General features: G+C 73.1%; 26 protein-coding genes and 1 riboswitch. Of the genes, 8 read left to right on the forward strand and 18 right to left on the reverse strand.

Annotation, left to right across the window (positions count from 1 at the left end):
- Positions 1–239: 239 nt before the first annotated feature.
- The gene (locus VM636_RS09000) at positions 240–929 is read right to left on the reverse strand and encodes an SDR family oxidoreductase (RefSeq protein WP_030421651.1); all 690 of its coding nucleotides are present in this window, start codon (positions 927–929) and stop codon (positions 240–242) included.
- 27 nt (positions 930–956) lie between these two features.
- Positions 957–1,496, reverse strand: coding sequence for a TIGR00730 family Rossman fold protein (locus tag VM636_RS09005; protein ID WP_030421650.1), 540 nt, complete (start codon positions 1,494–1,496; stop codon positions 957–959).
- Between the two features lie 104 nt (positions 1,497–1,600).
- On the opposite strand from VM636_RS09005, the gene VM636_RS09010 reads away from it, so the two are divergent.
- Together VM636_RS09010 and VM636_RS09015 are read left to right on the forward strand one after the other, a co-directional pair.
- Positions 1,601–1,924 (forward strand): DUF427 domain-containing protein, encoded by a 324-nt coding sequence (locus VM636_RS09010; RefSeq protein WP_030421649.1) that lies wholly within the window; start codon positions 1,601–1,603, stop codon positions 1,922–1,924.
- Positions 1,925–1,962: 38 nt separating this feature from the next.
- Entirely contained in the window at positions 1,963–2,745 is a 783-nt protein-coding gene (locus VM636_RS09015; protein WP_053913617.1) for an alpha/beta hydrolase, read from the forward strand.
- Between the two features lie 54 nt (positions 2,746–2,799).
- On the opposite strand, the gene mnmA is transcribed toward VM636_RS09015, so the two are convergent.
- A complete protein-coding gene (mnmA, locus tag VM636_RS09020) occupies positions 2,800–3,930 on the reverse strand; it encodes a tRNA 2-thiouridine(34) synthase MnmA (RefSeq protein ID WP_030421647.1) in 1,131 nt (376 codons plus the stop codon).
- A gap of 59 nt (positions 3,931–3,989) precedes the next feature.
- Between mnmA and VM636_RS09025 the strand changes: the two genes are divergently transcribed.
- The gene (locus VM636_RS09025; protein WP_338484256.1) at positions 3,990–4,709 is read left to right on the forward strand and encodes an N-acetylmuramoyl-L-alanine amidase; all 720 of its coding nucleotides are present in this window, start codon (positions 3,990–3,992) and stop codon (positions 4,707–4,709) included.
- Between the two features lie 38 nt (positions 4,710–4,747).
- Here VM636_RS09025 and VM636_RS09030 read toward each other — a convergent pair whose 3' ends face one another.
- The 3 genes from VM636_RS09030 to VM636_RS09040 form a co-directional block, all read right to left on the reverse strand.
- Positions 4,748–5,917: a cysteine desulfurase family protein gene (locus tag VM636_RS09030; RefSeq protein ID WP_030421645.1), complete on the reverse strand. Its 1,170-nt coding sequence runs from the start codon at positions 5,915–5,917 to the stop codon at positions 4,748–4,750.
- A 67-nt stretch (positions 5,918–5,984) separates the two neighbouring features.
- Positions 5,985–6,251 (reverse strand): hypothetical protein, encoded by a 267-nt coding sequence (locus VM636_RS09035; protein WP_030421644.1) that lies wholly within the window; start codon positions 6,249–6,251, stop codon positions 5,985–5,987.
- A 61-nt stretch (positions 6,252–6,312) separates the two neighbouring features.
- Positions 6,313–6,474 carry a hypothetical protein gene (locus VM636_RS09040; RefSeq protein WP_030421643.1) on the reverse strand — a complete coding sequence of 54 codons (162 nt, stop codon included), beginning with the start codon at positions 6,472–6,474 and terminating at the stop codon, positions 6,313–6,315.
- Between the two features lie 112 nt (positions 6,475–6,586).
- On the opposite strand from VM636_RS09040, the gene VM636_RS09045 reads away from it, so the two are divergent.
- On the forward strand, positions 6,587–7,267 hold the full coding sequence (locus VM636_RS09045) for a TetR family transcriptional regulator (protein ID WP_030421642.1): 681 nt from the start codon (positions 6,587–6,589) through the stop codon (positions 7,265–7,267).
- A 38-nt stretch (positions 7,268–7,305) separates the two neighbouring features.
- Here the strand turns inward: VM636_RS09045 and VM636_RS09050 are convergent, their stop codons facing one another.
- The 10 genes from VM636_RS09050 to VM636_RS09095 form a co-directional block, all read right to left on the reverse strand.
- Positions 7,306–8,166, reverse strand: coding sequence for a thioesterase family protein (locus tag VM636_RS09050; RefSeq protein WP_030421641.1), 861 nt, complete (start codon positions 8,164–8,166; stop codon positions 7,306–7,308).
- Between the two features lie 132 nt (positions 8,167–8,298).
- The gene (locus VM636_RS09055; RefSeq protein ID WP_030421640.1) at positions 8,299–8,964 is read right to left on the reverse strand and encodes a trimeric intracellular cation channel family protein; all 666 of its coding nucleotides are present in this window, start codon (positions 8,962–8,964) and stop codon (positions 8,299–8,301) included.
- Between the two features lie 73 nt (positions 8,965–9,037).
- The gene (locus VM636_RS09060; protein ID WP_338484257.1) at positions 9,038–10,318 is read right to left on the reverse strand and encodes a dipeptide ABC transporter ATP-binding protein; all 1,281 of its coding nucleotides are present in this window, start codon (positions 10,316–10,318) and stop codon (positions 9,038–9,040) included.
- Entirely contained in the window at positions 10,315–11,412 is a 1,098-nt protein-coding gene (locus VM636_RS09065; RefSeq protein ID WP_030421638.1) for an ABC transporter ATP-binding protein, read from the reverse strand. Before VM636_RS09065 ends, VM636_RS09060 begins: the two co-directional genes overlap by 4 nt.
- On the reverse strand, positions 11,409–12,407 hold the full coding sequence (locus tag VM636_RS09070) for an ABC transporter permease (protein ID WP_030421637.1): 999 nt from the start codon (positions 12,405–12,407) through the stop codon (positions 11,409–11,411). The genes VM636_RS09065 and VM636_RS09070 overlap by 4 nt, the downstream gene beginning before the upstream one ends.
- A 147-nt stretch (positions 12,408–12,554) precedes the next feature.
- Positions 12,555–14,357, reverse strand: coding sequence for an ABC transporter substrate-binding protein (locus VM636_RS09075; protein ID WP_030421636.1), 1,803 nt, complete (start codon positions 14,355–14,357; stop codon positions 12,555–12,557).
- A gap of 70 nt (positions 14,358–14,427) precedes the next feature.
- Complete coding sequence (locus VM636_RS09080) at positions 14,428–15,435, reverse strand: ABC transporter permease (RefSeq protein WP_030421635.1); 1,008 nt, start codon at positions 15,433–15,435, stop codon at positions 14,428–14,430.
- A 327-nt stretch (positions 15,436–15,762) separates the two neighbouring features.
- A complete protein-coding gene (locus VM636_RS09085; protein ID WP_030421634.1) occupies positions 15,763–16,560 on the reverse strand; it encodes an enhanced serine sensitivity protein SseB C-terminal domain-containing protein in 798 nt (265 codons plus the stop codon).
- Between the two features lie 122 nt (positions 16,561–16,682).
- The gene (locus VM636_RS09090) at positions 16,683–17,474 is read right to left on the reverse strand and encodes an enhanced serine sensitivity protein SseB C-terminal domain-containing protein (RefSeq protein ID WP_030421633.1); all 792 of its coding nucleotides are present in this window, start codon (positions 17,472–17,474) and stop codon (positions 16,683–16,685) included.
- 76 nt (positions 17,475–17,550) lie between these two features.
- Positions 17,551–18,234 (reverse strand): AAA family ATPase, encoded by a 684-nt coding sequence (locus VM636_RS09095; RefSeq protein WP_030421632.1) that lies wholly within the window; start codon positions 18,232–18,234, stop codon positions 17,551–17,553.
- Positions 18,235–18,411: 177 nt separating this feature from the next.
- Positions 18,412–18,505, forward strand: a riboswitch (glycine riboswitch).
- Between the two features lie 191 nt (positions 18,506–18,696).
- Between VM636_RS09095 and gcvT the strand changes: the two genes are divergently transcribed.
- The 4 genes from gcvT (at position 18,697) to VM636_RS09115 (ending at position 23,047) form a co-directional block, all read left to right on the forward strand.
- Positions 18,697–19,815, forward strand: coding sequence for a glycine cleavage system aminomethyltransferase GcvT (gcvT, locus tag VM636_RS09100; RefSeq protein WP_030421631.1), 1,119 nt, complete (start codon positions 18,697–18,699; stop codon positions 19,813–19,815).
- Positions 19,816–19,937: 122 nt separating this feature from the next.
- On the forward strand, positions 19,938–20,315 hold the full coding sequence (gcvH, locus tag VM636_RS09105) for a glycine cleavage system protein GcvH (protein WP_030421630.1): 378 nt from the start codon (positions 19,938–19,940) through the stop codon (positions 20,313–20,315).
- 15 nt (positions 20,316–20,330) lie between these two features.
- Positions 20,331–21,593 (forward strand): serine hydroxymethyltransferase, encoded by a 1,263-nt coding sequence (gene glyA / locus VM636_RS09110; RefSeq protein ID WP_030421629.1) that lies wholly within the window; start codon positions 20,331–20,333, stop codon positions 21,591–21,593.
- 86 nt (positions 21,594–21,679) lie between these two features.
- Positions 21,680–23,047, forward strand: a complete 1,368-nt coding sequence (locus tag VM636_RS09115) for an L-serine ammonia-lyase (RefSeq protein WP_030421628.1) — start codon at positions 21,680–21,682, stop codon at positions 23,045–23,047.
- On the opposite strand, the gene aroC is transcribed toward VM636_RS09115, so the two are convergent.
- Both aroC and VM636_RS09125 read right to left on the reverse strand, forming a co-directional pair.
- Positions 23,034–24,254 carry a chorismate synthase gene (gene aroC, locus VM636_RS09120; RefSeq protein ID WP_338484258.1) on the reverse strand — a complete coding sequence of 407 codons (1,221 nt, stop codon included), beginning with the start codon at positions 24,252–24,254 and terminating at the stop codon, positions 23,034–23,036. The two genes, VM636_RS09115 and aroC, sit on opposite strands and share 14 nt — an antisense overlap.
- Entirely contained in the window at positions 24,251–25,438 is a 1,188-nt protein-coding gene (locus VM636_RS09125; RefSeq protein ID WP_030421336.1) for a 3-hydroxybenzoate 6-monooxygenase, read from the reverse strand. Before VM636_RS09125 ends, aroC begins: the two co-directional genes overlap by 4 nt.
- Positions 25,439–25,456 lie beyond the last annotated feature (18 nt).

A 25,456-nucleotide genomic window follows, 5' to 3' on the forward strand; every position in this document is an offset into this window, starting at 1 on the left:
GGCCGCCGTCCCCGGTCCCGGCGCCCGCGGGAGCCCGGACGAGGCCGCCGTCACCGTCCCGGCCGCCACCGGGGGCCGGCCTCCCGCCCCGGCCGCCCCCGGGGCCCGCACCGAGCCCCGGTCCCCCATCCCCGCCCCCGCCGGGTCCGGGCGGGTCCGCCGTCACCGCACCCGCCCCCGCCGGGGCCCGGGCAGGGCCGACTCCGCACGGCCCCGCCGACGCCCCGGCTGGGCCACCGTCACCGTCCCGGGCGTACCGTCAGGTCGTTGACCTCCGCGTCCCTCGGCAGGTCGAGCGCCATGAGGATGGTCGTGGCGACCGACTCGGGGTCGATCCAGCGCGCCGGGTCGTACTCCTCGCCCTGCTGGCGGTGCACCTTGGCCTGCATGGGGCTGGCGGTGCGGCCGGGGTAGACGGAGGTGACGCGGACCCCGTGGGCGTGCTCCTCGTGGCGCAGCGCGTCCGCGAGGGCCTTCAGCCCGTGCTTGGAGGCGGCGTACGCGGCCCAGCCGGCGTGGGCGCGCAGTCCCGAGCCGGAGTTGACGAAGACCACGTGTCCCTGGGCGGCGCGCACCTGGGGCAACAGGAGCCGGGTCAGCTCGGCGGGGGCGACCAGGTTGACGTCGAGCTGGTGGTGCCAGGTCTTCGGGGTCAGTTCCCCGACCGGGCCGAGGTCGACGACCCCGGCGATGTGCAGCAGCGAGTCGACCCGGTCGGGCGGCGACTGGTGGGACAGGGCCCAGGAGAGCCGGTCCGGCTCGGCGAGGTCCCCGACCAGGGTCCGCGCGCCCGGGTAGGCGGCCGCCAGTTCCCTCGCGCGGCCCGCGTCCCGCGCGTGCAGCACGATCTCGTCGCCGCGCTCGTGCAGGCGGCGGGCGACGGCCGCGCCGATGCCCGAGCCCGCTCCGGTGATCACATGTGTAGCCATGCCCGCCATGCTCGCACCCCGGCCGGCTCAGACCACGCCGCGGCTCTCCTCCAGGTAGGCGAGCGCGCCGGCCGGCTCCTCGGCGAAGAACACCAGATCGGTCAGGGGGCGCGGCAGGAAGCCCTCGTCCTCCATGCGGCGGAACTGGGTGCGCAGCCCGTCGTAGAAGCCCTCCGTGTTGAGCAGGACGACCGGCTTGTCGGTGTGGCCGTGCTTCTTCAGCTCCAGGATCTCGGTCGCCTCGTCCAGGGTGCCGGTACCGCCCACCATGATGACGACGGCGTCGGCCTTCTCCAGGAGCAGCCGCTTGCGCTCGGCGAGGTCGGCGGCGATCACCATCTCGTCGGCGCCCGCACGGGCCTTCGCGGCGAGGAAGCCCACCGAGACCCCGATGATCCGGCCGCCGGCCTCCTGGACCCCGTCGGCCACGACCTTCATCAGGCCGGTGTCCGAACCGCCCCACACGAGCGCGTGCCCGCCCTTGCCGATCAGGGTGGCGAACTCCTTCGCCGGACGGGTGTAGCGCGCGTCGAGGTCGGCGGCGGAGAGGAAGACGCAGATGTTCATGGCCCAACGGTACGGGGCCACCCCTGGCGGAAGAAGACCGCCCGCGGGCACCCTGGAGTGACCGGCACCCGAGTGACCGGCACCACGGCCCGAGGAGGACGATCATGACCGAGGGACACCGCATCACGGTCGGTCCCAGCGGCCGGCACGTGCGCGTGCGCCACGGCGAACTGCTGCTGGCCGAGAGCGACGACGCGCTGGTGCTGCGGGAGACGGGGTGCCCGGACCGGTACTACCTGCCGCCCGGGGACGTCCGGCTCGACCTGCTGGCGCCGTCCGGCACGCACACGTACTGCCCGTTCAAGGGCACCGCCTCCTACTGGTCGCTGCCCGGCGCCCCGGATCTGGTCTGGGCCTACCCGGACCCGAAGCCCGGCGTGGCGGAGATCCGCGACCACCTCTGCTTCTACGAGCCGGAGGTGTCGTGAGGGGATGAACCGGGCACGGTAGGGCAGTCTGCACAGCCATGGACACCATGACGCTTTCACGCGACGGCACCCCCCTCGCCCTGGAGCGCACCGGCCGGGGCCCCGCCGTCGTCCTGGTCAGCGGCGCGATGTCGACCGGGGCCACGGTGGCCTCCCTGGCCGCGGCGCTGGCGGAGCGCTTCGCGGTCACGGTGTACGACCGCCGGGGCCGCGGCGCGAGCGGCGACACCCCGCCCTACGCGGTGGAGCGCGAGATCGAGGACCTGGCGGCGGTCGTCGCCGAGGCGGGCGAGGGGGCGTGCCTGTACGGCGTCTCCTCGGGCGGCGCGCTGGTGCTGCGCGCGCTCGCGGCCGGGCTGCCGGTGCGCCGGGCCGCCGTCTACGAGGTGCCGTACGCGCTCGCCGACGAGGCGCTGCGGGGCCGCGCGGAATACACGGCGCGGCTGACCGGGGCGCTGGCGGAGGGCCGGCGCGGGGACGCGGTGGAGCTGTTCCTGCGGCTGACCGGCCTCGGCGAGGCGGTGATCGAGGGCGCCCGGCAGTCGCCGCTGTGGTCCGGGATGGAGTCCCTCGCCGCGAGCCTCGCCTACGACGACGCGGTGATGGGCGACGGGAGCGTCCCGCGCGCGCTGCTGGCCTCGGTGCGGGTGCCGGTGCTGTCGGTCGCGGGCGACGCGAGCCCGGCGTGGCTGCGCGAGGCCGCGGGGGCGGTCGCGGAGGCCGTGCCGGACGGCGCGTACCGCGTGCTGGCGGGCCAGACCCACCTGGTGGAGCCGGAGGTGCTGGCGCCGGTGCTGGCGGAGTTCTTCACGGCGGGGTGAGGCGGGCGCGGGGCGGGGCGGGCCCCGGGTGAGGCGCCCGCCGCGTCCCCGCGCTCAGGACACCCCGGCCGTCGCGCGCCTGGTGGAGGCGATCGTCGCCGAACCGACCACGCGGGTGCCGTCGTACAGCACGATCGCCTGGCCCGGGGCGACGCCGCGGACGGGCTCGGCGAAGGTCACCTCCAGGGCGCCGTCGACCGGTTCGGCGCGGACCTCGCACTCGCCGCCGTGGGCGCGGAGCTGGGCGGTGTAGGTGCCGGGGCCCGAGGGGGCGGTGCCGCACCAGCGGGGCTTGACGGCGCGAAGTCCGCCGACGTCGAGGGAGGCGGCCGGTCCGACCGTCACGGTGTTGGTGACCGGGGAGATGTCCAGCACGTAGCGCGGCTTGCCGTCGGGGGCGGGGGTGCCGAGGCGCAGGCCCTTGCGCTGGCCGATGGTGAAGCCGTACGCGCCCTCGTGGGTGCCGACCCGCGCGCCGGACTCGTCGACGATGGCGCCCTCGGCCTTGCCCAGGCGGTCGGCGAGGAAGCCCTGCGTGTCGCCGTCGGCGATGAAGCAGATGTCGTGCGAGTCGGGCTTCCTGGCGACGGCGAGGCCCCGCCGCTCGGCCTCGGCGCGGATCTCGTCCTTGGTGGTGAGCGTGTCGCCGAGCGGGAACAGGGCGTGGGCGAGCTGCCGGTCGTCGAGCACCCCGAGGACGTAGGACTGGTCCTTGGCGAGGTCGGCGGCGCGGTGCAGTTCCCGGGTGCCGTCGGGGCGGACCAGGACCTTCGCGTAGTGGCCGGTGCAGACGGCGTCGAAGCCGAGCGCGAGGGCCTTGTCCAGCAGCGCGGCGAACTTGATCTTCTCGTTGCAGCGCAGGCACGGGTTGGGGGTGCGGCCGGCCTCGTACTCGGCGACGAAGTCCTCGACGACGTCCTCGCGGAAGCGGTCGGCGAGGTCCCACACGTAGAAGGGGATGCCGATGACGTCCGCGGCGCGGCGGGCGTCCCGCGAGTCCTCGATGGTGCAGCAGCCGCGCGCTCCGGTGCGGAAGGACTGCGGGTTGGCGGAGAGCGCGAGGTGGACACCGGTCACGTCGTGTCCGGCCTCGGCGGCGCGGGCGGCGGCGACGGCGGAGTCGACGCCGCCCGACATGGCGGCGAGGACGCGCAGGGGACGGGTGCGCTGCGGGATGTCAGTCATAGCCCCTCAAGGGTACGGGGGCGCGGGAACCGGGGCGCGCGCGTATCCGTTCACGACGCATGGGGGCCGAGAAGAGCACGTCCGGGGACACGGACCGGCGGATGGGGCGGCGCGCGCTGCTCGTGGGCGGGACGGCGGCGGTGGTGGGCACGGCGGTGCTCGCACGCGAGCGGCTCGCCCGGCTGGGGTGGCGCGTGCCGGGCGTCGCCAAGCCCCGGGAGGAGGGCGCCGTGGACGACCGGGGCGCCCGGTGGGTGGCCGCCTCGGAGGCCAACTGGCGGCGCGCGGACCGGCCCGACGACTACCGCATCGACATGGTGATCGTGCACGTCACCCAGGGCAGTCTCGCGGGCGCGGTGCGGGCCTTCCAGGACCCCGCGCACCAGGCGGCCACGCACTACATCGTGGGCCAGGACGGCCGGGTCACGCAGATGATCCGCGAGCTGGACGTGGCCTTCCACGCGGGCAACCGCGCCTACAACGAGCGCAGTGTCGGCATCGAGCACGAGGGGTTCGTGGACCGGCCGCGGGACTTCACCGACGCGATGTACGCGTCCTCGGCGCGGCTGACCGCGGGGATCTGCGCGCGGTACGCGATACCCGTGGACCGCGAGCACGTGATCGGCCACGTGGAGGTGCCGGGCACCGACCACACCGATCCCGGCCCGCACTGGGACTGGGACCGGTACCTGGGGCTGGTCCGGCGGGCGGCCACGAGCGCCCCCTCGGACGCGCCGGCCACCACCCCCGGCCCGACGCCGGGCGGCACGGGCGTCTAGGTGTGCTGTTCCGGGACCGCCCGGTGGGGTGGTCCCCGCTACGTCAGTCCCGCCGCGCGGGCCCGTTCCACGGCCGGGCCGATGGCCTTGCCGACCGCCTCGACGTCGGCCGCGGTGGAGGTGTGGCCGAGGGAGAAGCGCAGGGTGCCGCGGGCCAGCGCCGGATCGGTGCCGGTGGCCAGCAGGACGTGGCTGGGCTGGGCGACACCGGCGGTGCAGGCGGAGCCGGTGGAACACTCGATGCCCTGGGCGTCGAGCAGGAGCAGCAGGGAGTCGCCCTCGCAGCCGGGGAAGGTGAAGTGGGCGTTGGCGGGCAGCCGGCCGTCCGGCGCCGGATCGCCGCCGAGGATCGCGTCGGGCACCGCGGTGCGCACCGCCTCGACCAGGTCGTCGCGCAGGGCGCCGATCTCGCGGGCGAACCACGCGCGCCGCTCGGTGGCGAGGCGGGCGGCGACCGCGAAGGAGGCGACGGCGGGGACGTCGAGGGTGCCGGAGCGGACGTGGCGCTCCTGGCCGCCGCCGTGCAGCACGGGGACGGGGGCGTGGGCGCGGCCCAGCAGCAGGGCGCCGATGCCGTAGGGACCGCCGATCTTGTGGCTGGAGACGGTCATCGCGGCGAGCCCGGAATCGGCGAAGCCGACCGGGACCTGGCCCACCGCCTGGACCGCGTCGGCGTGCAGCGGCACCCCGAACTCGGCGGCCACCTCGGCGAGTTCGCGCACCGGCATGAGGGTGCCGATCTCGTTGTTGGCCCACATGACGGTGGCCAGGGCGACGTCGCCGGGGTCACGGGCGATGGCCTCGCGCAGCGCCTCGGGGTGGACCCGGCCGTGGGAGTCGACGGGCAGGTACTCGACGGTGGCGCCCTCGTGCTCGCCGAGCCAGTCCACCGCGTCCAGCACGGCGTGGTGCTCGACGGGGCTGGCCAGCACGCGGGTGCGTGCCGGGTCGGCGTCGCGGCGGGACCAGTACAGGCCCTTGACGGCGAGGTTGTCGGCCTCGGTGCCGCCGGAGGTGAGGACGACCTCGCTGGGGCGGGCGCCGAGGGCGTCGGCGAGGGTCTCGCGGGCCTCCTCGACGGTGCGCCGGGCACGGCGGCCGGACGCGTGGAGGGAGGAGGCGTTGCCGGTGACGCCCACCTGCGCGGTGAGTGCCTCGACGGCCTCGGGAAGCATCGGCGTGGTCGCGGCGTGGTCGAGGTAAGCCATGGTGACCCCGATTCTACGGGGCACGCCGTCATGGCCCGGGGCCGAGGGCGCACTCTCGGCCGCCGGCTCACAGACTCCACGAGAGGGTGTGGTCCGCGGCCGTGACGGCGGCGAGCACCAGCAGGTCGGCGATGCCCAGGCCGAGGCCGAGCAGCGCCCGGCCGCGCCGGGCGGTGCCCCGCGCCAGGGCGACGCCGGCCAGCGCGATGGCGAGCGGGCCGAGGACGACGTTGAGCACGAGCAGGCCGAGGAGGCCGAGGACGAAGGAGGCGACGGCCATGCCGTCGGCGTCCCGGACGCCGGTGGGCGATCCGGCCGGTGCGGTGAGCCGCATGGGGTTCTCCCTGGCGGTGGGCGGGGCCCGGTGCCGGGCCCCGCGGGCGGTCGGTGGGCGGTCAGTGGGCGGAGCGGTCGCGGCCGTGCCGCTCGCGGACCGCGAAGGCGACCAGCCAGACGGCGACGGCCAGAGCGCCGGCGGCGGAGAGGGCGAGCGGCGCGTGGGCGACGGTGCCCAGCACGACGCCGAGGAGCAGGAGCGCGACGACGAGGAACAGCACGGCGCGGGTCCCCTTTCCGGTGAACGGTTCGCGTAACAGTTGTTCACTGACTACCCAGTCTAACGCCGGGGACGACTTTCCCCTTCCGGAGAACGGTTGTTGACTGCATGGCATGAGCCACACGCCCGTCACCCGGCAGGCCCAAAAGCAGCGGACCCGCGAGGCGCTCCTGGCGGCGGCGCTCGGCCTGCTGGAGGAACAGAGCCTGAGCGGTCTGGGCCTGCGGGAGGTCACCCGGGCGGCGGGCGTCGCGCCGACCGCCTTCTACCGGCACTTCGCCTCCACGGCCGATCTCGGCGTGGCCCTGGTGGAGGAGGCGCTGGGCGGTCTGGGTCCGCTGATCCGCTCGACGCTGTCGCCGGCGGCGGACGGGGAGGAACGGATCACGCGGGCGGTCGCGCTGGTGGCCGGCCATGTGGCGGCGCACCCGGCGCACGTGCGGTTCGTGGCGCGGGAGCGGCACGGTGGGGTGCGGCCGGTGCGGGAGGCGATCCGGGAGCGACTGGCCCGCTTCGCCGGGGAGGTGGCGGCCGAGCTGGCCCGGGACGCGGAGTCGGCGGGGTGGAGCGGGGAGGACCTGGCGATGCTGGCCGGTCTCTACGTCGACCAGATGCTGGCCATCGCCTCGCTCTTCCTGGAGGCCCGGGAGGCGGAGGACGGCGCGGAGGACGGCGCGGAGGCCCCGGCGACTTCGAACGCCCCGGACGCCCCGGAACGGTACCGGCGGGCCGCCGAGACGGCGGCCCGCCGGATGCGGCTGATCGGCATCGGCCGCCGCCACTGGCTGGACTGAGCGGGCGCCGGCCGGTCCCCGCGGCCGGCGCCCCCGGCTCAGCCGAGCCGGACCCGGGCGAGCTGGCGGGACTGGGCCACCAGCCGGTCGGCGCTGTCCCAGACCTCCGCGTCCTCCTCCAGGAAGCCGCCGGCGAGGTTGCGGGTGGTGATGGAGACGCGCAGCGGACCCGGCGCCGGACGGGCGCGGACGTGCGCGGTCAGCTCGACCGTGGGCACCCAGCCGGTGAGCCCCAGCTCGAAGGCGGTCGGCGGCAGCGCGTCCACCGCGAGGAGCAGCGAGAGCGGGTCGGCGTCCCGCCCGTCGGCCAGCCCGAACCAGGCCCGCATCTCGCCCTTGCCGGAGGGCTGCCCGAGCGCCCAGCCCAGCGTGGCCGGGTCCAGCTTGAGCATCAGCCGGTCGGCGATGGCCGAACCGCCCTCGACCGGGGCGGGGCCGTCGTCGGGGCCCAGACAGCGCGCGAGCGGCGGCAGCTCCGGCGGCTCGGCGGAGGTGCGGACGTCGTCGGGGAGGTCGCCCAGATCGCCGTAGGAGGCGAGGACGCGGATGCGCTCGACCTCCTCGCCGTGGTCGTCGTACTGGACGAGGGACGCCTGTCCGGTGGAGAGGGTGCGGCCGGTGCGCACGGTCTCGGTGCGCACCACGGCGGGTCCGGGCCGGGACGCGGTGAGGTAGTGCGCGGAGACGGTGAAGGGGTCGGGGTGCGGCAGGGCGTCGGCGAGGGCGCGGCCCAGGACGGCCAGCAGGTAGCCGCCGTTGACGGCGTTGACGATGGTCCAGCCGGCGGAGAGGTCGGTGTCGTAGACGCCGGGGGCCCGTCGGGTGACGGCGGTGTCGCGGTCGAACTCGCTGGCGCCGATGGTGGCCCGCACATCCGGTGCGGAGGCTGCTTCTGGCATGGCTGCACCGTACAACAGGAAAATACTAAGCGGTAGCTTTGGTATCGAGAGCGCCCGCGGGCCGCTTCGGGGCCACCGGGGGTGCCGCTTCGGGGCCCCGGGACCGGTCCGGCGGAGCCGGCCCCGGGCGGTTCAGTCGCCGTCGCCCTCCACCGCCGTCGACCTGCGGTTCCAGGCGCGGGGCGCCCGCCAGTGGTAGCGCAGCGCGAGCAGCCGCAGGGCGAAGGCGGTGATGACGGCGAGGGCGCTGGTGAGCGGGTTCAGCGCCTCGAAGCGGATGCACAGGGCGACCATGGCGGCGCCGACGATGGCCGGGACCGCGTACAGGTCGCGGTCCCAGCGCAGCAGCGAGGGCACCTCGTTGGCGAGCACGTCGCGCAGCACGCCGCCGCCGACCGCGGTGGCGAGGCCCAGGCAGGCGGACGCGGTCAGGCCCAGCCCGTAGTCGTACGCCTTGGCGGTGCCGGCGACGCAGAACAGTCCGAGGCCGGCCGCGTCGAAGACGTTCACGCCGGTCTGGATGCGCTCCACGTGCGGGTGCAGGAAGAAGACCAGCAGGGTGGCGAGGAGCGGGGTGAGGAAGTACCCGAGGTCGGTGAAGGCCGCGGGCGGCACGGCCCCGATCACCAGGTCCCGGAAGAGCCCGCCGCCCAGCGCGGTGACCTCGGCGAGGACGGCGATGCCGAAGACGTCGAAGTTCTTGCGGACGGCCAGCAGCGCGCCGGAGATGGCGAAGACGAAGATGCCGATCAGGTCGAGCGTGTGCTGGACGGTGGGGCTGAAGAGTTGCTCGTACACCGGGACATTCTCCCGCGACGCCGAACCCCCGGCCGTATGTGCTAAGGCCGGGGGTTCGACGGTGAGAGGTCGCTCACTTCTCCCCGGGGGCGCCGTCCTTCGCCCCGTCGGCGGCGCCGTCCTTCGCCCCGTCGGCGGGGGCGGACCCGTCGGAGGCGTCGTCGGCCGCGGTGGCCTCGACCTCCGCGGCGACCGCCGCCGAGGTGGCCGCCGACTCGGCCAGCACCTCGTCGGCCACGCCCTCGGCCGCCTCCTTGGCGGCGGAGAGCAGCACCACGTCCTGCGGCGCCTGGTCGGCGAAGTTCTCCGGGTGGTGGCAGGCCACCCGCTGGCCGGGCCGCAGCTCCTTCAGCGGCGGCTCGGTGGTGGTGCAGATCTGCGTCGCCTTCCAGCACCGGGTGTGGAAGCGGCAGCCGCTCGGCGGCGAGATCGGCGAGGGCACGTCGCCCTGGAGCAGGATGCGTTCGCTCCGGGCCGACTTGCGCGAGGGGTCCGGCACGGGCACCGCGGACAGCAGCGCCTTGGTGTACGGGTGCATCGGCGACTTGTAGAGCTGGTCGCGGTCGGCCAGCTCCATGATCTTGCCGAGGTACATCACCGCGATCCGGTCCGAGACGTGCCGCACCACGGACAGGTCGTGCGCGATGATCACGTACGTCAGGCCCAGTTCCGTCTGGAGGTCGTCCAGCAGGTTGACCACCTGGGCCTGGATGGACACGTCGAGCGCGGAGACCGGCTCGTCGGCCACGACCAGCTTCGGGTTGAGCGCGAGCGCGCGGGCGATGCCGATGCGCTGGCGCTGGCCGCCGGAGAACTCGTGCGGGTAGCGGTTGTAGTGCTCGGGGTTGAGCCCGACCACCGACAGCAGCCGCTGCACCTCCTTCTTGACGCCGCCCTCGGGCTCGACGCCCTGGAGCTTGAAGGGGGCGCTGACGATGGTGCCGATGGTGTGGCGCGGGTTCAGCGAGGAGTACGGGTCCTGGAAGATCATCTGCACGTCGCGGCGCAGCGGGCGCATCCCGCCGACCCCGAGGTGGGTGATGTCCTTGCCCTCGAACTCGATCGAGCCCGCGGTCGGCTCCAGCAGCCGGGTGATCAGCCGGCCCATGGTCGACTTGCCGCAGCCCGACTCGCCCACGACGCCCAGGGTCTCGCCGGCCCTGACCTCGAAGTCGATGCCGTCGACCGCGCGCACCGCGCCGACCTGCCGTTGCAGCAGCCCCTTCTTGATGGGGAAGTGCTTCTGCAGCCCGGTCACCTTCAGCAGGATCTCGCCGGGTGCGGCGCCCTTCGTGAGGGTGGCGCCGCTCGTGGCGGGGGTGGTCACCGCTTGGTCCTCTGCCTTGTCACTCACAGCTTCGGCGCAATCTCTTCGGTCCAGATACGCTCCCGCTGCTCCTGCGACATGTGGCAGGCGGCCCAGTGGTTGCTGCCGACCTCGGACAGCTCCGGGCGGACCGTGCGGGTGATGTCGTCCTTCGGCACGTCGGCGTACGGGCAGCGCGGGTTGAAGGCGCAGCCGGACGGGAGGTTGATCAGGGAGGGCGGGGAGCCCTTGACCGGGATCAGGCGTTCCTGCTGGTCGCGGTCGAGGCGCGGCATCGAGCCCAGCAGTCCCCAGGTGTAGGGGTGGCGGGGCTGGTAGAACACCTTCTCGGACGGTCCCCGCTCGACGCAGCGCCCGCCGTACATCACCAGGAGGTCGTCGGCCAGTTCGGCGACGACGCCCAGGTCGTGGGTGATGACGATGACCGCGGAGCCGAACTCCTTCTGCAGATCGCGGATGAGGTCGAGGATCTGCGCCTGGACGGTCACGTCCAGGGCGGTCGTCGGCTCGTCCGCGATGAGCAGTTCGGGGTTGTTGACCAGCGACATGGCGATCATCGCGCGCTGGCGCATACCGCCGGAGAACTCGTGCGGGTAGTTGTCCACCCGCTTGTCCGGCTGCGGGATGCCGACGCGGTCGAGCATCTCCACGGCCCGGCGCCGGGCCGTCTTCTTGTCCACGTCGTGGTGGATGCGGTACGCCTCCACGATCTGCTGGCCGATCGTGTAGTACGGGTGCAGCGCGGACAGCGGGTCCTGGAAGATCATCGCCATCTGCCGGCCACGCAGCTTGCGCACGTGGTCGGGGTCGGCGGAGAGCAGTTCGGTGCCGTCCAGCCAGATCTCGCCGGATATCCGGGCCTTGCGCTTGCCGTACTGGCCGGCGGTGTGCAGGCCCATGATGCCGAGCGAGGTCACCGACTTGCCGGAGCCGGACTCGCCGACGATGCCGAGGGTCTTGCCCTTCTCCAGCGTGAAGGTGAGTCCGTCGACGGACTTGACCAGGCCGTCGTCGGTCGGGAAGTGCACCTTCAGGTCGCGGACTTCCAGGAAGGCACTCGGCGCGGGCGAGGTGCCGGCGGGTTCCGCCACGGCGGCCTGGCTCTTGCTGAGTTCGGTCATGCGAGCCTCACTCGGGGGTCGATCACGGCGTACAGGACGTCCACCACGAGGTTGGCGATGAGCACCGCGAGGGAAGTGATCAGGACGACGCCCAGGATGAAGGGCAGGTCCTGGTTCTTGATCGCGTCCAGCACCTTCTGGCCGAGGCCGGGGAGGCTGAACGTGGTCTCGGTCAGGATCGCGCCGCCCATGAGGGCGCCGAGGTCCATGCCGAGCATGGTCAGCAGCGGCGTCAGCGTGGAACGCATGGCGTGCTTGCGGATGACGACCTGCTCGCGGAGGCCCTTGGCACGGGCGGTGCGGATGTAGTCCTCGCCGAGGATCTCCATCATCGTGGCCCGGGTGATCCGGGCGTACATCGCGGCGTACAGGAAGGCCAGGGTGATCCAGGGCAGGATCATGCCGCCGAGCCAGCCGGTGAGACTGGTCTCCAGCGGGACGAACTCGCCGTTGAGCCAGCCCAGTCCGTAGGAGAAGATCGCCAGGCTCAGCAGACCGGTGAAGTAGATGGGGAGGGAGACACCCGCCAGGGCGACGACCATGGCGCCCCGGTCCCACAGGCTGCCCCGCTTGAGCGCGGAGAGCACGCCCGCGGCGAGGCCGAAGATCAGCCACAGCACGGCGGCGCCGAGCGCGAGACCCAGGGTCACCGGGAAACGCTCGGTCAGCACCGGCCAGACGGCCTGCTCGGTACGGAAGGAGTAGCCGAAGCAGGGCGCGGCACACTCGGTGACGTCGCCTCCGGCGGCGTAGGTACGGCCGAGGAAGATCCCCTTGAAGAACTCCCACGCCTGTACGAAGACCGGGTCGCTCAGACCCAGCTTCTGCCGCACGCCCTCGACGGCCGCGGGGTCGGCCTGCTTGCCCACGAAGCTCGTGGCGATGTCGACGCCCGCCCACTTGGGGACGAGGAAGAAGATGCCGAAGACCACCAGGATGATGACCACGAGCATCACTGCGGCGGCGAACAGCCGCCTGATGAGGTAAGCGAGCACAGCTTACGGCCCGCCGCGGACCGCGGGCCGCCGGAGGGGAGTTCCCCCCACGCCTTGTGAGCGGTGGGGGGACTGGTCTTCCGGCGGCCCGCCATCACGCCGCGCCGGCCTTCACCTGCCTTTCGTGCCGTACGGCGGGTGGACCGGTTACTTCGTGGACTTCAGGCCGAGGTTGACGAAGTCGTACATACCGCTGTAAGCGTCGGTCGTGTACACGTTCGCCAGTCGGCTGCCGCGCCAGTTGAGGAACTTCTCGAAGACGAAGGGCAGGTAGTAACCGCCCTCCATGACCTTGTGGTTGATCTCCGTGGCGATCTTGGCCTTGCCCTCGTCGTCCAGGGTGGTGACGTAGTCGGCGAAGAGACCGTCGATCTTCTTGTCCTTGATCAGCGCGAAGTTGTTGTTGGCGCTGTCGAGGATGTAGTCGCTGTGCCACAGCGGCAGACCGTAGCCCTGGACGGACGGGAAGTCCGGGCCCCAGCCCATGATGATGATGCCGTAGCCCTTCTTCTCCACGTTGGCGGGGCTGCCGATGACGCTGGCGTACTGCGAGCCGTCGTACTGCGAGATCTCGACGTCGATGCCGACCTTCTTGAGCGACGCCTGCATCGACTCGGCGGTGGCGACCTCGACCGGCTTGTTGTTGCGGACCGCGATGGTGGTCTTGAAGCCGTTCGGCTTGCCGCAGGCCTTCAGCTCTTCCTTGGCCTTCTCGACGTTGCCGTTCTTGTTGGCACCGGCGATGTCGTACGGGTCGTACTTCTGGCCCTCGGAGCCCGGGACGGCCGGCGGCAGCATGTTGGTGCCGATGTCGCCACCGGCGACCGGGCCGCCGCGCGCGGTCTGCAGCGAGACGTGGTCGGCGCCGTAGATCACGGCCTTGCGGCAGTGGATGTTGTCGAACGGCTTGACGTTCTGCGGGAAGGACGCGTAGCGGATGTAACCCGAGATCGGGTTGTCCAGGTTGCCCTTGTGCTCCTGCAGGGCGGTGGTGCGGCCCTGCGGGGACAGGCCGGTCTGGGCCAGGTCCAGGTCGTAGTCGCCGGCGATCAGGCGGGCGTCCAGGTCGTTGGCGTTGGAGAAGAACTTGATCGTGATCTTGTCCGGGTACGCCTTGCGGACCGGGTCGGAGTCCTGCTTCCACTCCGTGTTGCGGACCAGGACGAGGTCCTTGCCCGGGCTGTAGGACTCGAACTTGTACGGGCCCGAGGAGAACGGACGCAGGCCGTACTTGGACTTGGTGTCCTTGTCCTGGCGGACCGGGGAGGCCGAGGTCAGCGCCAGCATCGACTCGAAGTCCGAGTTGGCCTGCGGCAGCTTGAAGACGATGGTCTTGTCGTCCGGGGTCTCGATGGCCTTGAGACCGAGCTTTTCCTTGTCCTTGTCCTTGTACGGACCCTGGTACTCGCCCTTGGGGTCGAGCACCTCCTTCAGGTACGTCGGACCGCCCGACAGCACGTCCTGGGCCCAGACCCGCTCGATGCCGTACTTGACGTCCTTGGAGGTGATCGGCTCGCCGTCCTCCCAGGTGATGCCGTCACGCAGGGTGTACGTGTAGGTCTTGCCGTCGTCGGAGACCTCGGCGAGACCCGTGGCGAGGTCGGGGGTGACCTGGGCGCCCGTCGCACCCGGCTCGACCTTGTTCGTGACGAGCTGGCGGCTGTAGTAGCGCGAGAAGTTCCACATGAAGCCGTAGTAACCGCGCGTGGTGTCCCACGAGTCGGCGTCCTGCGAGCTGGCGAACTTCAGCGTGCCGCCCTTCTTGGCCTCGGAGGCCTGGGCGACCTTGTTGTTGGCCGCGTCGAAGCCCGCCGCCGCGCTGCTCTTCGAGCCACCGCCGCTGCTGTCGTCTCCGCCGCCGCCGCACGCCGCCGTGGTCAGCAGCGCGGCGACCACTGCGGCAGCGGCCGCTGCCTGCTTGCGCCGCCCTGAGGTGCGTTGGGTAGTCACGATCTCGGTTCCTCCGGATTAGATGAGAGACCCCGTGCAGGTGCCACGGGTCGCATGCCGGTACGGCAGGTCAGCGGGAGCCCTTCGGGTCCAGCGCGTCGCGTACGCCGTCACCGAAGAGATTGAAGGCAAGAACGGTGATGAAGATCGCCACACCCGGGATCACCATGTACATGGGGTCCGACTTGTAGTAGTCGATCGCGCTCGACAGCATCTGCCCCCAGGACGACGTGGGCGGCTTGACGCCCACACCGAGGAAGCTGAGTGCGGCCTCGGTGAGGATGTTGGTGGGGATCATCATCGTCGTGTAGACGATGATCGGTGCCACCAGGTTGGGCAGGAGTTCCTTGAAGAGGATGTAGAACCGCCCGGCGCCCAGCGACCGGGCCGCCTCGACGTACTCCCGCTCGCGCATGGAGAGCGTCTGGCCGCGCACCACGCGGCCGATGTAGGGCCAGCCGAAGAAGCCGATGACCAGGATCATCATCAGCAGGCGGACGCCCGTGCCGCTCAGGCCCAGCATGTTGTCCGGCATGACGGAGACCAGGGCGATGATGAAGAGGAGCTGCGGGAAGGCCAGCAGGCCGTCCATGACGCGGCTGACGACGGCGTCGACCCAGCCGCCGAAGAAGCCCGCCAGCACGCCCAGCACGGTGCCGAGCACGACCGCCACCAGCGCGGACAGGAAGCCCACGAGCAGCGAGATCCGGGCGCCGTGCACGACGCGGGCGAAGATGTCGCGGCCGTTGACCGGCTCGACACCGAACCAGTGGTCGCCGCTGATGCCGCCCAGCGACCCCTTGGGGGTGCCGAAGAGCGGGTCGATCATGCTCTCGTTGTAGACGTCGGGGTCCTGCCCGTACCAGGACGTGATCAGGGGCGCAAGCACCGCGACCACGATCAGGAAGAGCACCACGATGCCGCCGGTGAGGGCCAGCTTGTCCCGTTTCAGGCGCTCCCAGGCGATCCGGCCCAGGGAGCGACCCTGCACCGCCTTGGTCTCGGCGCCGGCCACCGCCGCTTCCTCGGCAGCACTCGGTGCCGCTTCCGCGGTCGGCTCGTGCAATGGTGCCGTCATCTGGCAGGGACCCCTCTCAACCGGCGGTAGCCGGCCCGCACTTGCCGCTGTGGCGGCGTGATCAGTCCGTCGTACACAGGGGCGAACACCCCCTGCTGCGGGAGTCTTCAACGCTTCGCCGATCTGTTGCCAGCCTTGACGGTGAATGGATGCGCAAACGTGATGCTGTTCGAGGTGTTCCGTTATCCGGACAGTGGGTAACGGGGGCCGGACGCATCCAAACCGAACATCGGGGGCATATCTACGCGTTGCACCCCCTCTACGCGCGAAGATTCCCCTCCTCACGGCTTCGGGGACTCCGTGGCCGACCCGAGGGACTCTACGAGATCAGAACCGGCCCCCGGCCGGGGGGTAGCCGTAACCGCCGGCGGGCGACTGCGCGGGGGCGGCGGCGTGGGCCTCGCGGTCGTAGAACGGGCGGGCGTTGGCCCGCAGCCACATGGCGACCGGGTCGTGGGCGTCCGTCATGGCGACGGTCGAGACCGGCAGCCCCTCGGGCACCGCGCCGACCGACTGCTGCATCATGCCGCGCACGGCGTCGACGGCCGGCGGGGAGGTGTCGTAGACGTCGAGGCCGATGGCGAGGTAGGGCGCGCCGAGGGCCGGCTGCACCCAGGCGCGGCGCAGGGCGCGGACCGCGGGGGTGCGGTGGGCGTTCTGCGCGAGCAGGGCGTAGAACTGGGGGACCTCGATGGCCGGCTCGGACAGCCGCAGCGGGCCGGCGGGCTGGCGGTCCAGGCCGGAGGCGATGCGGCGCAGGTCGAGCCAGGGGATGCCGACCCCGCCGCCGGGGGCGTGCGGGTTGAGCCAGAGGCCGTAGTGGTCGGGGTAGAGGGCGCGGGCGGCCTCCAGGGCGTCGACCACCTCGTACGAGCGGTTCCAGCCGCTGGCGGAGAGCTCCTGGGCGGAGGTGACGCAGGGGGCGTACCCGAAGCCGTCGACCTCCATGTTCCCGTACTGGGCGTCGGGCGAGCCGGCCTGTCCGTGCCACAGCAGCATCCAGACCTGGCCGGTGGTGGGGGTGGCGAGGGCGCGCAGGAGTGCCTCGTAGGCGTCGTAGCGCCCCGGGGTCACCTGGCGCAGCATGTGCTCGACCTGCCCGGTCGCGGTGCCGCTGGCGCTCACCTGTATCGCCCCTTCGAGAAGTCGCCCCGGATATGGAACCAGCTTATGTGGCCGCCCGGACAGCGGCGGCCCTGGTGCGCGGGGCCCGTCGCCGAAGGGCGGCCGGGCTCCGCGCGGCGGCCTCAGGCGTCCCGGGTGTAGAAGGGGCGGACGTTCTCGCGCAGCCAGTCGCAGACCGGGTCCTGGGCCGCCTCCAGCAGCACCAGGTTGACCGGCCAGGGGGCCGGGGCGGCGGCCAGGGCGCGGCCGAGGGCGTCCAGGGGCCGGACCCGGGCGTCGCCCTCCCAGTGGGCCAGTTCGACGCCGACGAACATGACGGGGTCGGCGGTCTCGATGGCGGCCAGGCAGCGGCGGGCGGTGCGGACGGTGCCGTCGGCGGCGAACTCGGCGCAGGCGGCGGCGAGGAAGTCCACCGGGTCGTCCTGCCAGTCGGGTTCGAAGAGGCGGACCCGGCCGCCGCCCGCCTCGCCGGCCCCCGGGGAGCCGGCGGCGCGGCACAGCTCGGCCACGGCGGCGGGCGGGAGCGGGGCGCCGACGACGCCGTCCGGGTTGAGGGCGATGCCGATCTGCGGGGGCAGTCCGCGGGCGAACTCCACGGCGGGCGCGACGGTGTACGCCATGTGGGCGCCGACGACGCGGCGGAACTGCTCCTCGGAGCTGAACACCGGTACGTACGCCTGGCCGTCGAGGTCCACGGCGGGCAGGTCCAGGGGGCCGGTGCCGGGGCCGCCCCCGTTGGGCAGCGGGACCCAGACGAAGCTGCGGCCGAGGACCTCGACGATGCGTCCGCCGGCGCCGGGCACGCCGAGGGAGGCGGACAGCACCTCCTCCAGTTCGTTGCCGGGCCAACCGCCGTGGGAGTGGGGGTGCGCCTGCGCCGGGAAGTCCGCGGAGTGGTCCGCCGGGATGTCCATCTGTGCCTACCGCCTGCCTGGTACCGCTGCTTGGCTGGAAAGGCTAACCCGTTCGAGGGCGGAGGCACACGGTCCGTCAGCGAACGAACGCGATCCGCCGTAACGCGCGGGCGGCGGCGCGGTCGAGGAGGACGGCGGAGCCGCAGCCGGCCGGCGGCCTCCCGGCGGCCACGGCGGCCAGCAGCCGGGCGGTGGCGGCGCGGTGGCGCGCGAAGGCGTACCGGCTGACGCCCCGTCCGCGTTCGCGCTGGCCGGCCAGGGCCTCGTCGGCGCCGACGTCGAGGAGGACCAGGTGCAGGGCGGCGCCGCGGCGCCGGGCCTCGCGGGCGAGCCAGCGGCGCACCCAGGTCTGGGTGCCGCAGTCGTGCACGACCAGTCCCCCGCCGCCGGCGAGCGCGCGGCGCAGTCCGGCGTAGTGGGAGAGGCGGACGAGGGGGCGGTAGAGGGCGTACGGCAGGCGGCGGGGCATCCGGCGCTCCCAGCGGTCGCGGGTGTCCTGGGAGTCGACGCGGGCGCCGGGCACGGCGCGGCGCATGAGGGTGGACTTGCCGCCGCCGGGCAGTCCGGTGACGACCACCAGGTCGTGGCGGGCGAAGAGCAGGTCGCGCGGGCCCCGGCCGGCCCGGCCGCGCAGGTCGCGGACGACGGGCGCCGGCGCGGGCGGGGTCGCGCGCCGGGCGCGGGAACGGGCGGCCGGGGCCGCGGGCCGCGGGGACGGTGCGAGGCCGCGGGCCGCCGCGTACGCCGTGGTCCTGTCCACCGTGTTCGTCCTCCCCTGGGGGCGTCGGCGAGGTCCTCCCCGCCGAGTGTAAAGAGAAGGTAATGCCGCGGTCTCGCGATTTCGTGCGCCCAGTGCCACAAGGCGGTTACAGATCACGGTCTGCCGCGAGCGGGCCGGGCATGCGATGATGGCGGCGCCAACTGCATACCGGCCGTTTGAATCCGCGCGGGAGAGTCCCCGGCCGCGCCGGGGCGCCGAAGGAGCAAGTCCCTCCCTTGAATCTCTCAGGCACCGTTACCGCGCGGGCGAGGCACATCTGAAAAGCGGGCCGCCCGGCGTCCGGGGGCCCCACCCAAGGTGCAAGCTCCGCACCGCCGACGCGCGGTGCTCAGGGCGAACCTCTCAGGTTCCGATGACAGATGGGGAGGATGTGCCCCGTCCTGCCCCCGTGTCCGGCCCCGTGCCGTGCCCGGGACCCTCGCCCTGGGAGACGACCGACCGATGAGCAGTACCGAACCACGCCGCACCGCGCTCGATGCCGAGCACCGCGCGCTGGGTGCGACGATGACCGACTTCGCCGGCTGGGACATGCCGCTGCGCTACGGCTCCGAGCGGGACGAGCACGTGGCCGTGCGCACCCGCGCGGGCCTCTTCGACCTCTCCCACATGGGCGAGATCACGGTCACCGGCCCCGACGCCGCGCGCCTCCTCGACCACGCCGTGGTGGGCAACATCTCCACGGTCAAGGAGGGCCGCGCCCGCTACACCATGATCTGCCGGCCCGACGGCGGCATCCTGGACGACCTGATCGTCTACCGGCTCGGCGAGCGGGAGTACCTGGTCGTCGCCAACGCCTCCAACGCCCAGGCCGTCCTGGACGCGCTGGTGGAGCGCGCGGCCGGCTTCGACGCCGAGGTCCGCGACGACCGGGACGCCTACGCGCTGCTCGCCGTGCAGGGCCCCGAGGCGGTGGCCGTCCTCGCCCCGCTCACCGACGCCGACCTGGACGGGCTGCGCTACTACGCCGGTCTGACCGGCACGGTGGCCGGGGCGCCGGCGCTGATCGCGCGCACCGGGTACACCGGCGAGGACGGCTTCGAGCTGTTCGTGCGGCCGGAGCACGCGGTGGGGCTGTGGCGGGCGCTGCTCGCGGCGGGCGAGGGCGCCGGGCTGGTCCCGTGCGGCCTGTCCTGCCGGGACACGCTCCGCCTGGAGGCGGGCATGCCGCTCTACGGCCACGAGCTGTCGGCCGCCCTGACGCCCTTCGACGCCGGCTTCGGCCGGGTGGTGAAGTTCGAGAAGGAGGGCGACTTCGTCGGCCGCGAGGCGCTGGCCGAGGCCGCCTCCCGCACCGAGAGCACCCCGCCGCGGGTCCTGGTCGGCCTGGTCGCCGAGGGCCGCCGCGTCCCGCGCGCCGGGTACGCCGTGGTCCGCGACGGCGAGGTGGTCGGCGAGGTCACCTCCGGGGCCCCCTCCCCGACCCTGGGCAAGCCGATCGCCATGGCCTACGTGGACCCCGCGGTCGCGGCACCGGGCACGCCCGGGGTCGGCGTCGACATCCGGGGCTCCCACGAGCCGTACGAGGTCGTGGCGCTGCCGTTCTACACGCGCGCCAAGTAGCGGCCGCCCCGGCCGCCCGCGCGAGCAGCGGCGCGGTCCCCGCGTCCCGCCCCGCCGCCGGCCGGCGGTGCGGCGGCGCTCCCCTTCGTCAGCACTCCCCCGCATACAGGAGAATTCAGGCCATGAGCAACCCCCAGAACCTGCGTTACAGCAAGGAGCACGAGTGGCTGTCGGCCGCCGAGGACGGCGTGTCGGTGATCGGCATCACCGAGCACGCGGCCAACGCGCTCGGCGACGTCGTCTTCGTGCAGCTCCCGGAGACCGGTTCCACCGTCACGGCGGGCGAGACCTGCGGTGAGCTGGAGTCGACCAAGTCCGTCTCCGACCTCTACTGCCCCGTCACCGGCGAGGTCACCGAGGTCAACGAGGACGTCGTCAGCGACCCCTCGCTGGTGAACTCGGCCCCCTTCGAGGGCGGCTGGCTCTTCAAGGTGCGCGTCACCGGCGAGCCGGACGACCTGCTCTCCGCCGACGAGTACGCCCAGTTCATCGCCGGCTGAGGAGGGACCGACCGCATGTCGCTTCTGAACACGCCCCTGCACGCGCTCGACCCGGACGTGGCCGCCGCGCTCGACGCCGAGCTGGACCGCCAGCAGTCCACCCTCGAGATGATCGCCTCGGAGAACTTCGCCCCGGTCGCGGTCATGGAGGCCCAGGGCTCGGTCCTGACCAACAAGTACGCCGAGGGCTACCCCGGCCGCCGCTACTACGGCGGCTGCGAGCACGTCGACGTGGTCGAGCAGATCGCCATCGACCGGGTCAAGGCGCTCTTCGGCGCCGAGCACGCCAACGTGCAGCCGCACTCGGGCGCCCAGGCCAACGCCGCCGCGATGTTCGCGCTGCTCAAGCCCGGCGACACCATCATGGGTCTCAACCTCGCCCACGGCGGGCACCTGACCCACGGCATGAAGATCAACTTCTCCGGCAAGCTCTACGACGTGGTCGCCTACCACGTGGGCGACGACGGCCGGGTCGACATGGCCGAGGTGGAGCGGCTGGCCCGGGAGAGCCGGCCCAAGCTGATCGTGGCGGGCTGGTCGGCCTACCCGCGGCAGCTCGACTTCGCCGCGTTCCGCAGGATCGCCGACGAGGTCGGCGCCTACCTCATGGTCGACATGGCGCACTTCGCCGGGCTCGTCGCCGCGGGACTGCACCCCAACCCGGTGCCGCACGCGCACGTGGTGACGACCACCACGCACAAGACGCTCGGCGGCCCGCGCGGCGGTGTGATCCTCTCCACGGCCGACCTCGCCAAGAAGATCAACTCGGCGGTCTTCCCCGGTCAGCAGGGCGGTCCGCTGGAGCACGTGGTGGCCGCCAAGGCCGTCGCCTTCAAGGTCGCCGCCTCCGAGGACTTCAAGGAGCGCCAGCGCCGTACGCTGGAGGGCGCCCGCGCCCTGGCCGAGCGGCTGGTGCGGGACGACGCCAAGGCGGCGGGCGTGTCCGTGCTGTCCGGCGGCACGGACGTGCACCTCGTCCTGGTCGACCTGCGCGAGTCCGAGCTGGACGGGCAGCAGGCCGAGGACCGCCTGCACGAGATCGGCATCACGGTGAACCGCAACGCCGTGCCGGACGACCCGCGCCCGCCGATGGTGACCTCCGGTCTGCGCATCGGCACCCCGGCGCTGGCCACCCGCGGCTTCACGGCGGAGGACTTCGCCGAGGTCGCCGACGTGATCGCCGAGGCGCTGAAGCCGTCGTACGACGCAGAGGCGCTCAAGGCCCGGGTGAAGGCCCTGGCCGACAAGCACCCCCTGTACCCGGGTCTGACCAAGTAACCCGCGGTACCCCCACGGCACCGTGCCCGCCACGAACGGGCACGGTGCCCGTCCCTCCGCACCACCCCCCGTTCTGAGGAGTCTCCGTGGCCATCTCGGTCTTCGACCTGTTCTCGATCGGCATCGGCCCGTCGAGCTCCCACACGGTCGGCCCGATGCGGGCGGCCCGCATGTTCGCCCGGCGCCTCGGCCACGAGGGGCTGTTGACGCGCGCCGCCTCGGTCCGCGCCGAGTTGTACGGCTCGCTCGGTGCGACCGGCCACGGTCACGGCACGCCGAAGGCGGTGCTGCTCGGCCTGGAGGGCGACTCGCCGCGCACGGTGGACGTGGAGAAGGCGGACGAGCGGGTCGGGGAGATCCGCTCCTCGGGGCGGCTCCGGCTGCTCGGCGAGCACGAGATCGCCTTCTCCTTCGACGACGACATGGTCCTGCACCGCCGCGAGGCGCTCCCCTACCACGCCAACGGCATGACCCTGGTGGCCCGGGACGCGGCGGGCGCGGAACTGCTGGCGAAGACGTACTACTCGGTGGGCGGCGGTTTCGTCGTCGACGAGGAGGCGGTGGGCGCGGACCGCATCAAGCTGGACGACACGGTGCTGAAGCACCCCTTCCGCACCGGGGACGAGCTGCTGCGGCTGACCGAGGAGACCGGCCTGTCGATCTCCGCGCTGATGATGGAGAACGAGCGGGCCTGGCGCGACGAGGACGAGGTCCGCGCGGGCCTGCTGGAGATCTGGGGCGTGATGCGGGCCTGCGTCGACCGCGGCATGTCCCGCGAGGGCATCCTGCCGGGCGGGCTGAAGGTCCGCCGCCGGGCCGCCACCACCGCGCGCAAGCTGCGCTCGGAGGGCGACGCCCAGGCCCTCGCGATGGAGTGGATCACCCTCTACGCGATGGCCGTCAACGAGGAGAACGCGGCCGGCGGCCGGGTCGTGACGGCCCCGACCAACGGCGCGGCCGGCATCATCCCGGCGGTCCTGCACTACTACGTGAACTTCGTGCCCGGCGCCGACGAGGACGGCGTGGTCCGCTTCCTGCTCGCCGCGGGCGCGATCGGCATGCTCTTCAAGGAGAACGCCTCGATCTCCGGCGCCGAGGTCGGCTGCCAGGGCGAGGTCGGCTCCGCCTGCTCGATGGCGGCGGGCGCGCTGGCCGAGGTGATGGGCGGATCGCCGGAGCAGGTGGAGAACGCGGCCGAGATCGGCATGGAGCACAACCTCGGCCTGACCTGCGACCCGGTCGGCGGCCTGGTCCAGATCCCGTGCATCGAGCGCAACGGCATGGCGGCGGTCAAGGCCGTCACCGCCGCGCGGATGGCGCTGCGCGGCGACGGCTCGCACAAGGTCTCCCTGGACAAGGTCATCAAGACGATGAAGGAGACCGGCGCGGACATGTCCGTGAAGTACAAGGAGACGGCCCGCGGCGGCCTCGCGGTGAACATCATCGAGTGCTGAGCGGCGCCTCCCGGCGGGCGGGGCACGGTACGGCCAGGGCGTCGAGGTAGGAGCGGACGTTGCGGCGGGTCTCGGTGACGCTGTCGCCCCCGAACTTCTCCGCGACCGCGTCCGCGAGCACCAGCGCGACCATGGCCTCCGCCACGATCCCGGCCGCCGGCACCGCGCACACGTCCGAACGCTGGTGGTGTGCCTGCGCCGCCTCTCCGGTCACCACGTCGACCGTGCGCAGCGCCCGCGGCACCGTCGCGATCGGCTTCATCGCCGCGCGTACCCGCAGCGCCTCGCCCGTCGACAGGCCGCCCTCCGTGCCGCCCGCGCGCCCGGTGGCGCGCCGGATGCCGTCGTCGTCCGCCACGATCTCGTCGTGCGCCCGCGATCCGGGCACTCGGGCCAGCCCGAAGCCGTCCCCGATCTCGACGCCCTTGATCGCCTGGATGCCCATCAGCGCCGCCGCCAGCCGCGCGTCCAGCCGCCGGTCCCAGTGCACGTGCGAGCCCAGTCCCACGGGCACCCCGTAGGCCAGCACCTCGACCACGCCGCCCAGGGTGTCCCCGTCCTTGTGGGCCTGGTCGATCTCCGCGACCATCGCCTTCGAGGCGTCCGCGTCCAGACAGCGCACCGGGTCCGCGTCGAGCCGCTCCACGTCCCCCGGCACCGGGTACACGCCGTACGGGGCCTTCGCCGCGGCCAGTTCCACCACGTGGCTGACGATCTCGATGCCAGCCGTCTCCTTCAGGTACGAGCGGGCGACGGCGCCCAGCGCGACCCGCGCCGCGGTCTCCCGCGCCGAGGCACGTTCCAGCACCGGCCGCGCCTCGTCGAACCCGTACTTCTGCATCCCGGCCAGGTCCGCGTGTCCCGGCCGCGGACGCGTCAGCGGAGCGTTCCGCGCCAGACCGGCCAGCACCCGCGGATCGACCGGGTCGGCGGCCATCACCTGCTCCCACTTCGGCCACTCGGTGTTGCCGACCATCACCGCGACCGGGGAACCCAGGGTCAGACCGTGCCGGACACCGCCGAGGAAGGTCACCTCGTCCCGCTCGAACCTCATCCGGGCACCGCGCCCGTACCCCAGCCGCCGCCGCGCCAGATGATCCGCCACCATCTCCGTCGTGACCGGCACGCCGGCGGGCAGACCCTCCAGCGTCGCGACGAGTGCGGGACCGTGGGACTCCCCCGCGGTCAGCCAGCGCAACCCGCTCAACGCGGTTCCCCCGTCCCGCCGACGCGCGCCCCGTGCAGCCAGGCGACCTTGTCGTGGAGGTCGTCGACGGTGAGGGAGGACAGCATGGCGTTGCGGGCGACGGCCTCCTCCCCCGCCGGGTGGTAGAGCCGCTCGCCCAGGGCGCGGGCGACCCGCTGCGCCCCGGCGGCGCGTTCCCGGCGCTCGGCCTGGTACTTCTCCAGGCGCTGGGGCACGTCGTCGCCGGCCCCGGCGAGCAGATCGCCGAGGAGCACGGCGTCCTCCAGTGCCATGCAGGCGCCCTGGGCCGCGTACTGGAGCATGGGATGCGCGGCGTCGCCGAGGAGGGCGACCCGGCCGTCCGTCCAGCGGTCGACGGGGTCCCGGTCGCACAGGACCCACTCCTTCCAGTCGGTCCCCAGTTCCAGCAGCCGCCGGGCGGTGCCGCTCAGCCCCGGGAAGCGGGCGAGGACGTGTCCGCGCCCGGCGGGCCGGCCGGTCACCACCTCGGGCGCGCCGTCGTCCAGGGTGATGGCGAGGTTGAACAGTTCGCCCCTGCCGATGGGGTAGTGCACGAAGTGCCACCGTGGCCCGGCCCACAGGGTGACGCTGTTCCAGCGCAGCTCGGCCGGGACGCGTTCCATGGGGATGACGGACCGGTAGATGGTGTGGCCGCAGACGCGCGGCGGGCCGTCGCCGAGCAGCCGTTCCCGGACGGCGGAGCGGATGCCGTCCGCGCCGACGAGCACCGCCCCGGTGACGCGCTCCCCGCCGTCGAGGAGGGCGGTGACGCCCGCCGGGGTCTGCTCGTACCCGGTCACGGAGCGGTTCGCGCTCAGTGTGACGCCCGGGTGGGCGGCGCAGCCGTCGAGGAGCGCCTGGTAGAGGTCGCCGCGGTGCACGACGGCGTACGGGTTGCCGAAGCGGGCGCGGTAGGCGCCGGTCAGCGGCATGCTCACGACCTGTTCCCCGGTCGTGCCGTCCATGAAGCGCAGCGCGTCGACGTGGACGGCGCACGCGCGGGCGGCCGGGCCGATGCCGAGGCGGTCCAGGGCGTGGAAGGCGTTGGGGCCGAGCTGGATGCCCGCGCCCAGTTCGGTGAAGGCCGCCGCGCGTTCGAGTACGACGGCGCGGTGGCCGTTGCGGGCGATGCTCAGGGCCGCCGCGAGGCCCCCGATGCCGCCCCCGGCTATGAGTACCTTCATGGTGCTCCTTGTCGCTGG

The organism is Streptomyces sp. SCSIO 75703 (assembly GCF_036607905.1).
In the GTDB taxonomy this organism is placed as follows: Bacteria; Actinomycetota; Actinomycetes; order Streptomycetales; family Streptomycetaceae; genus Streptomyces.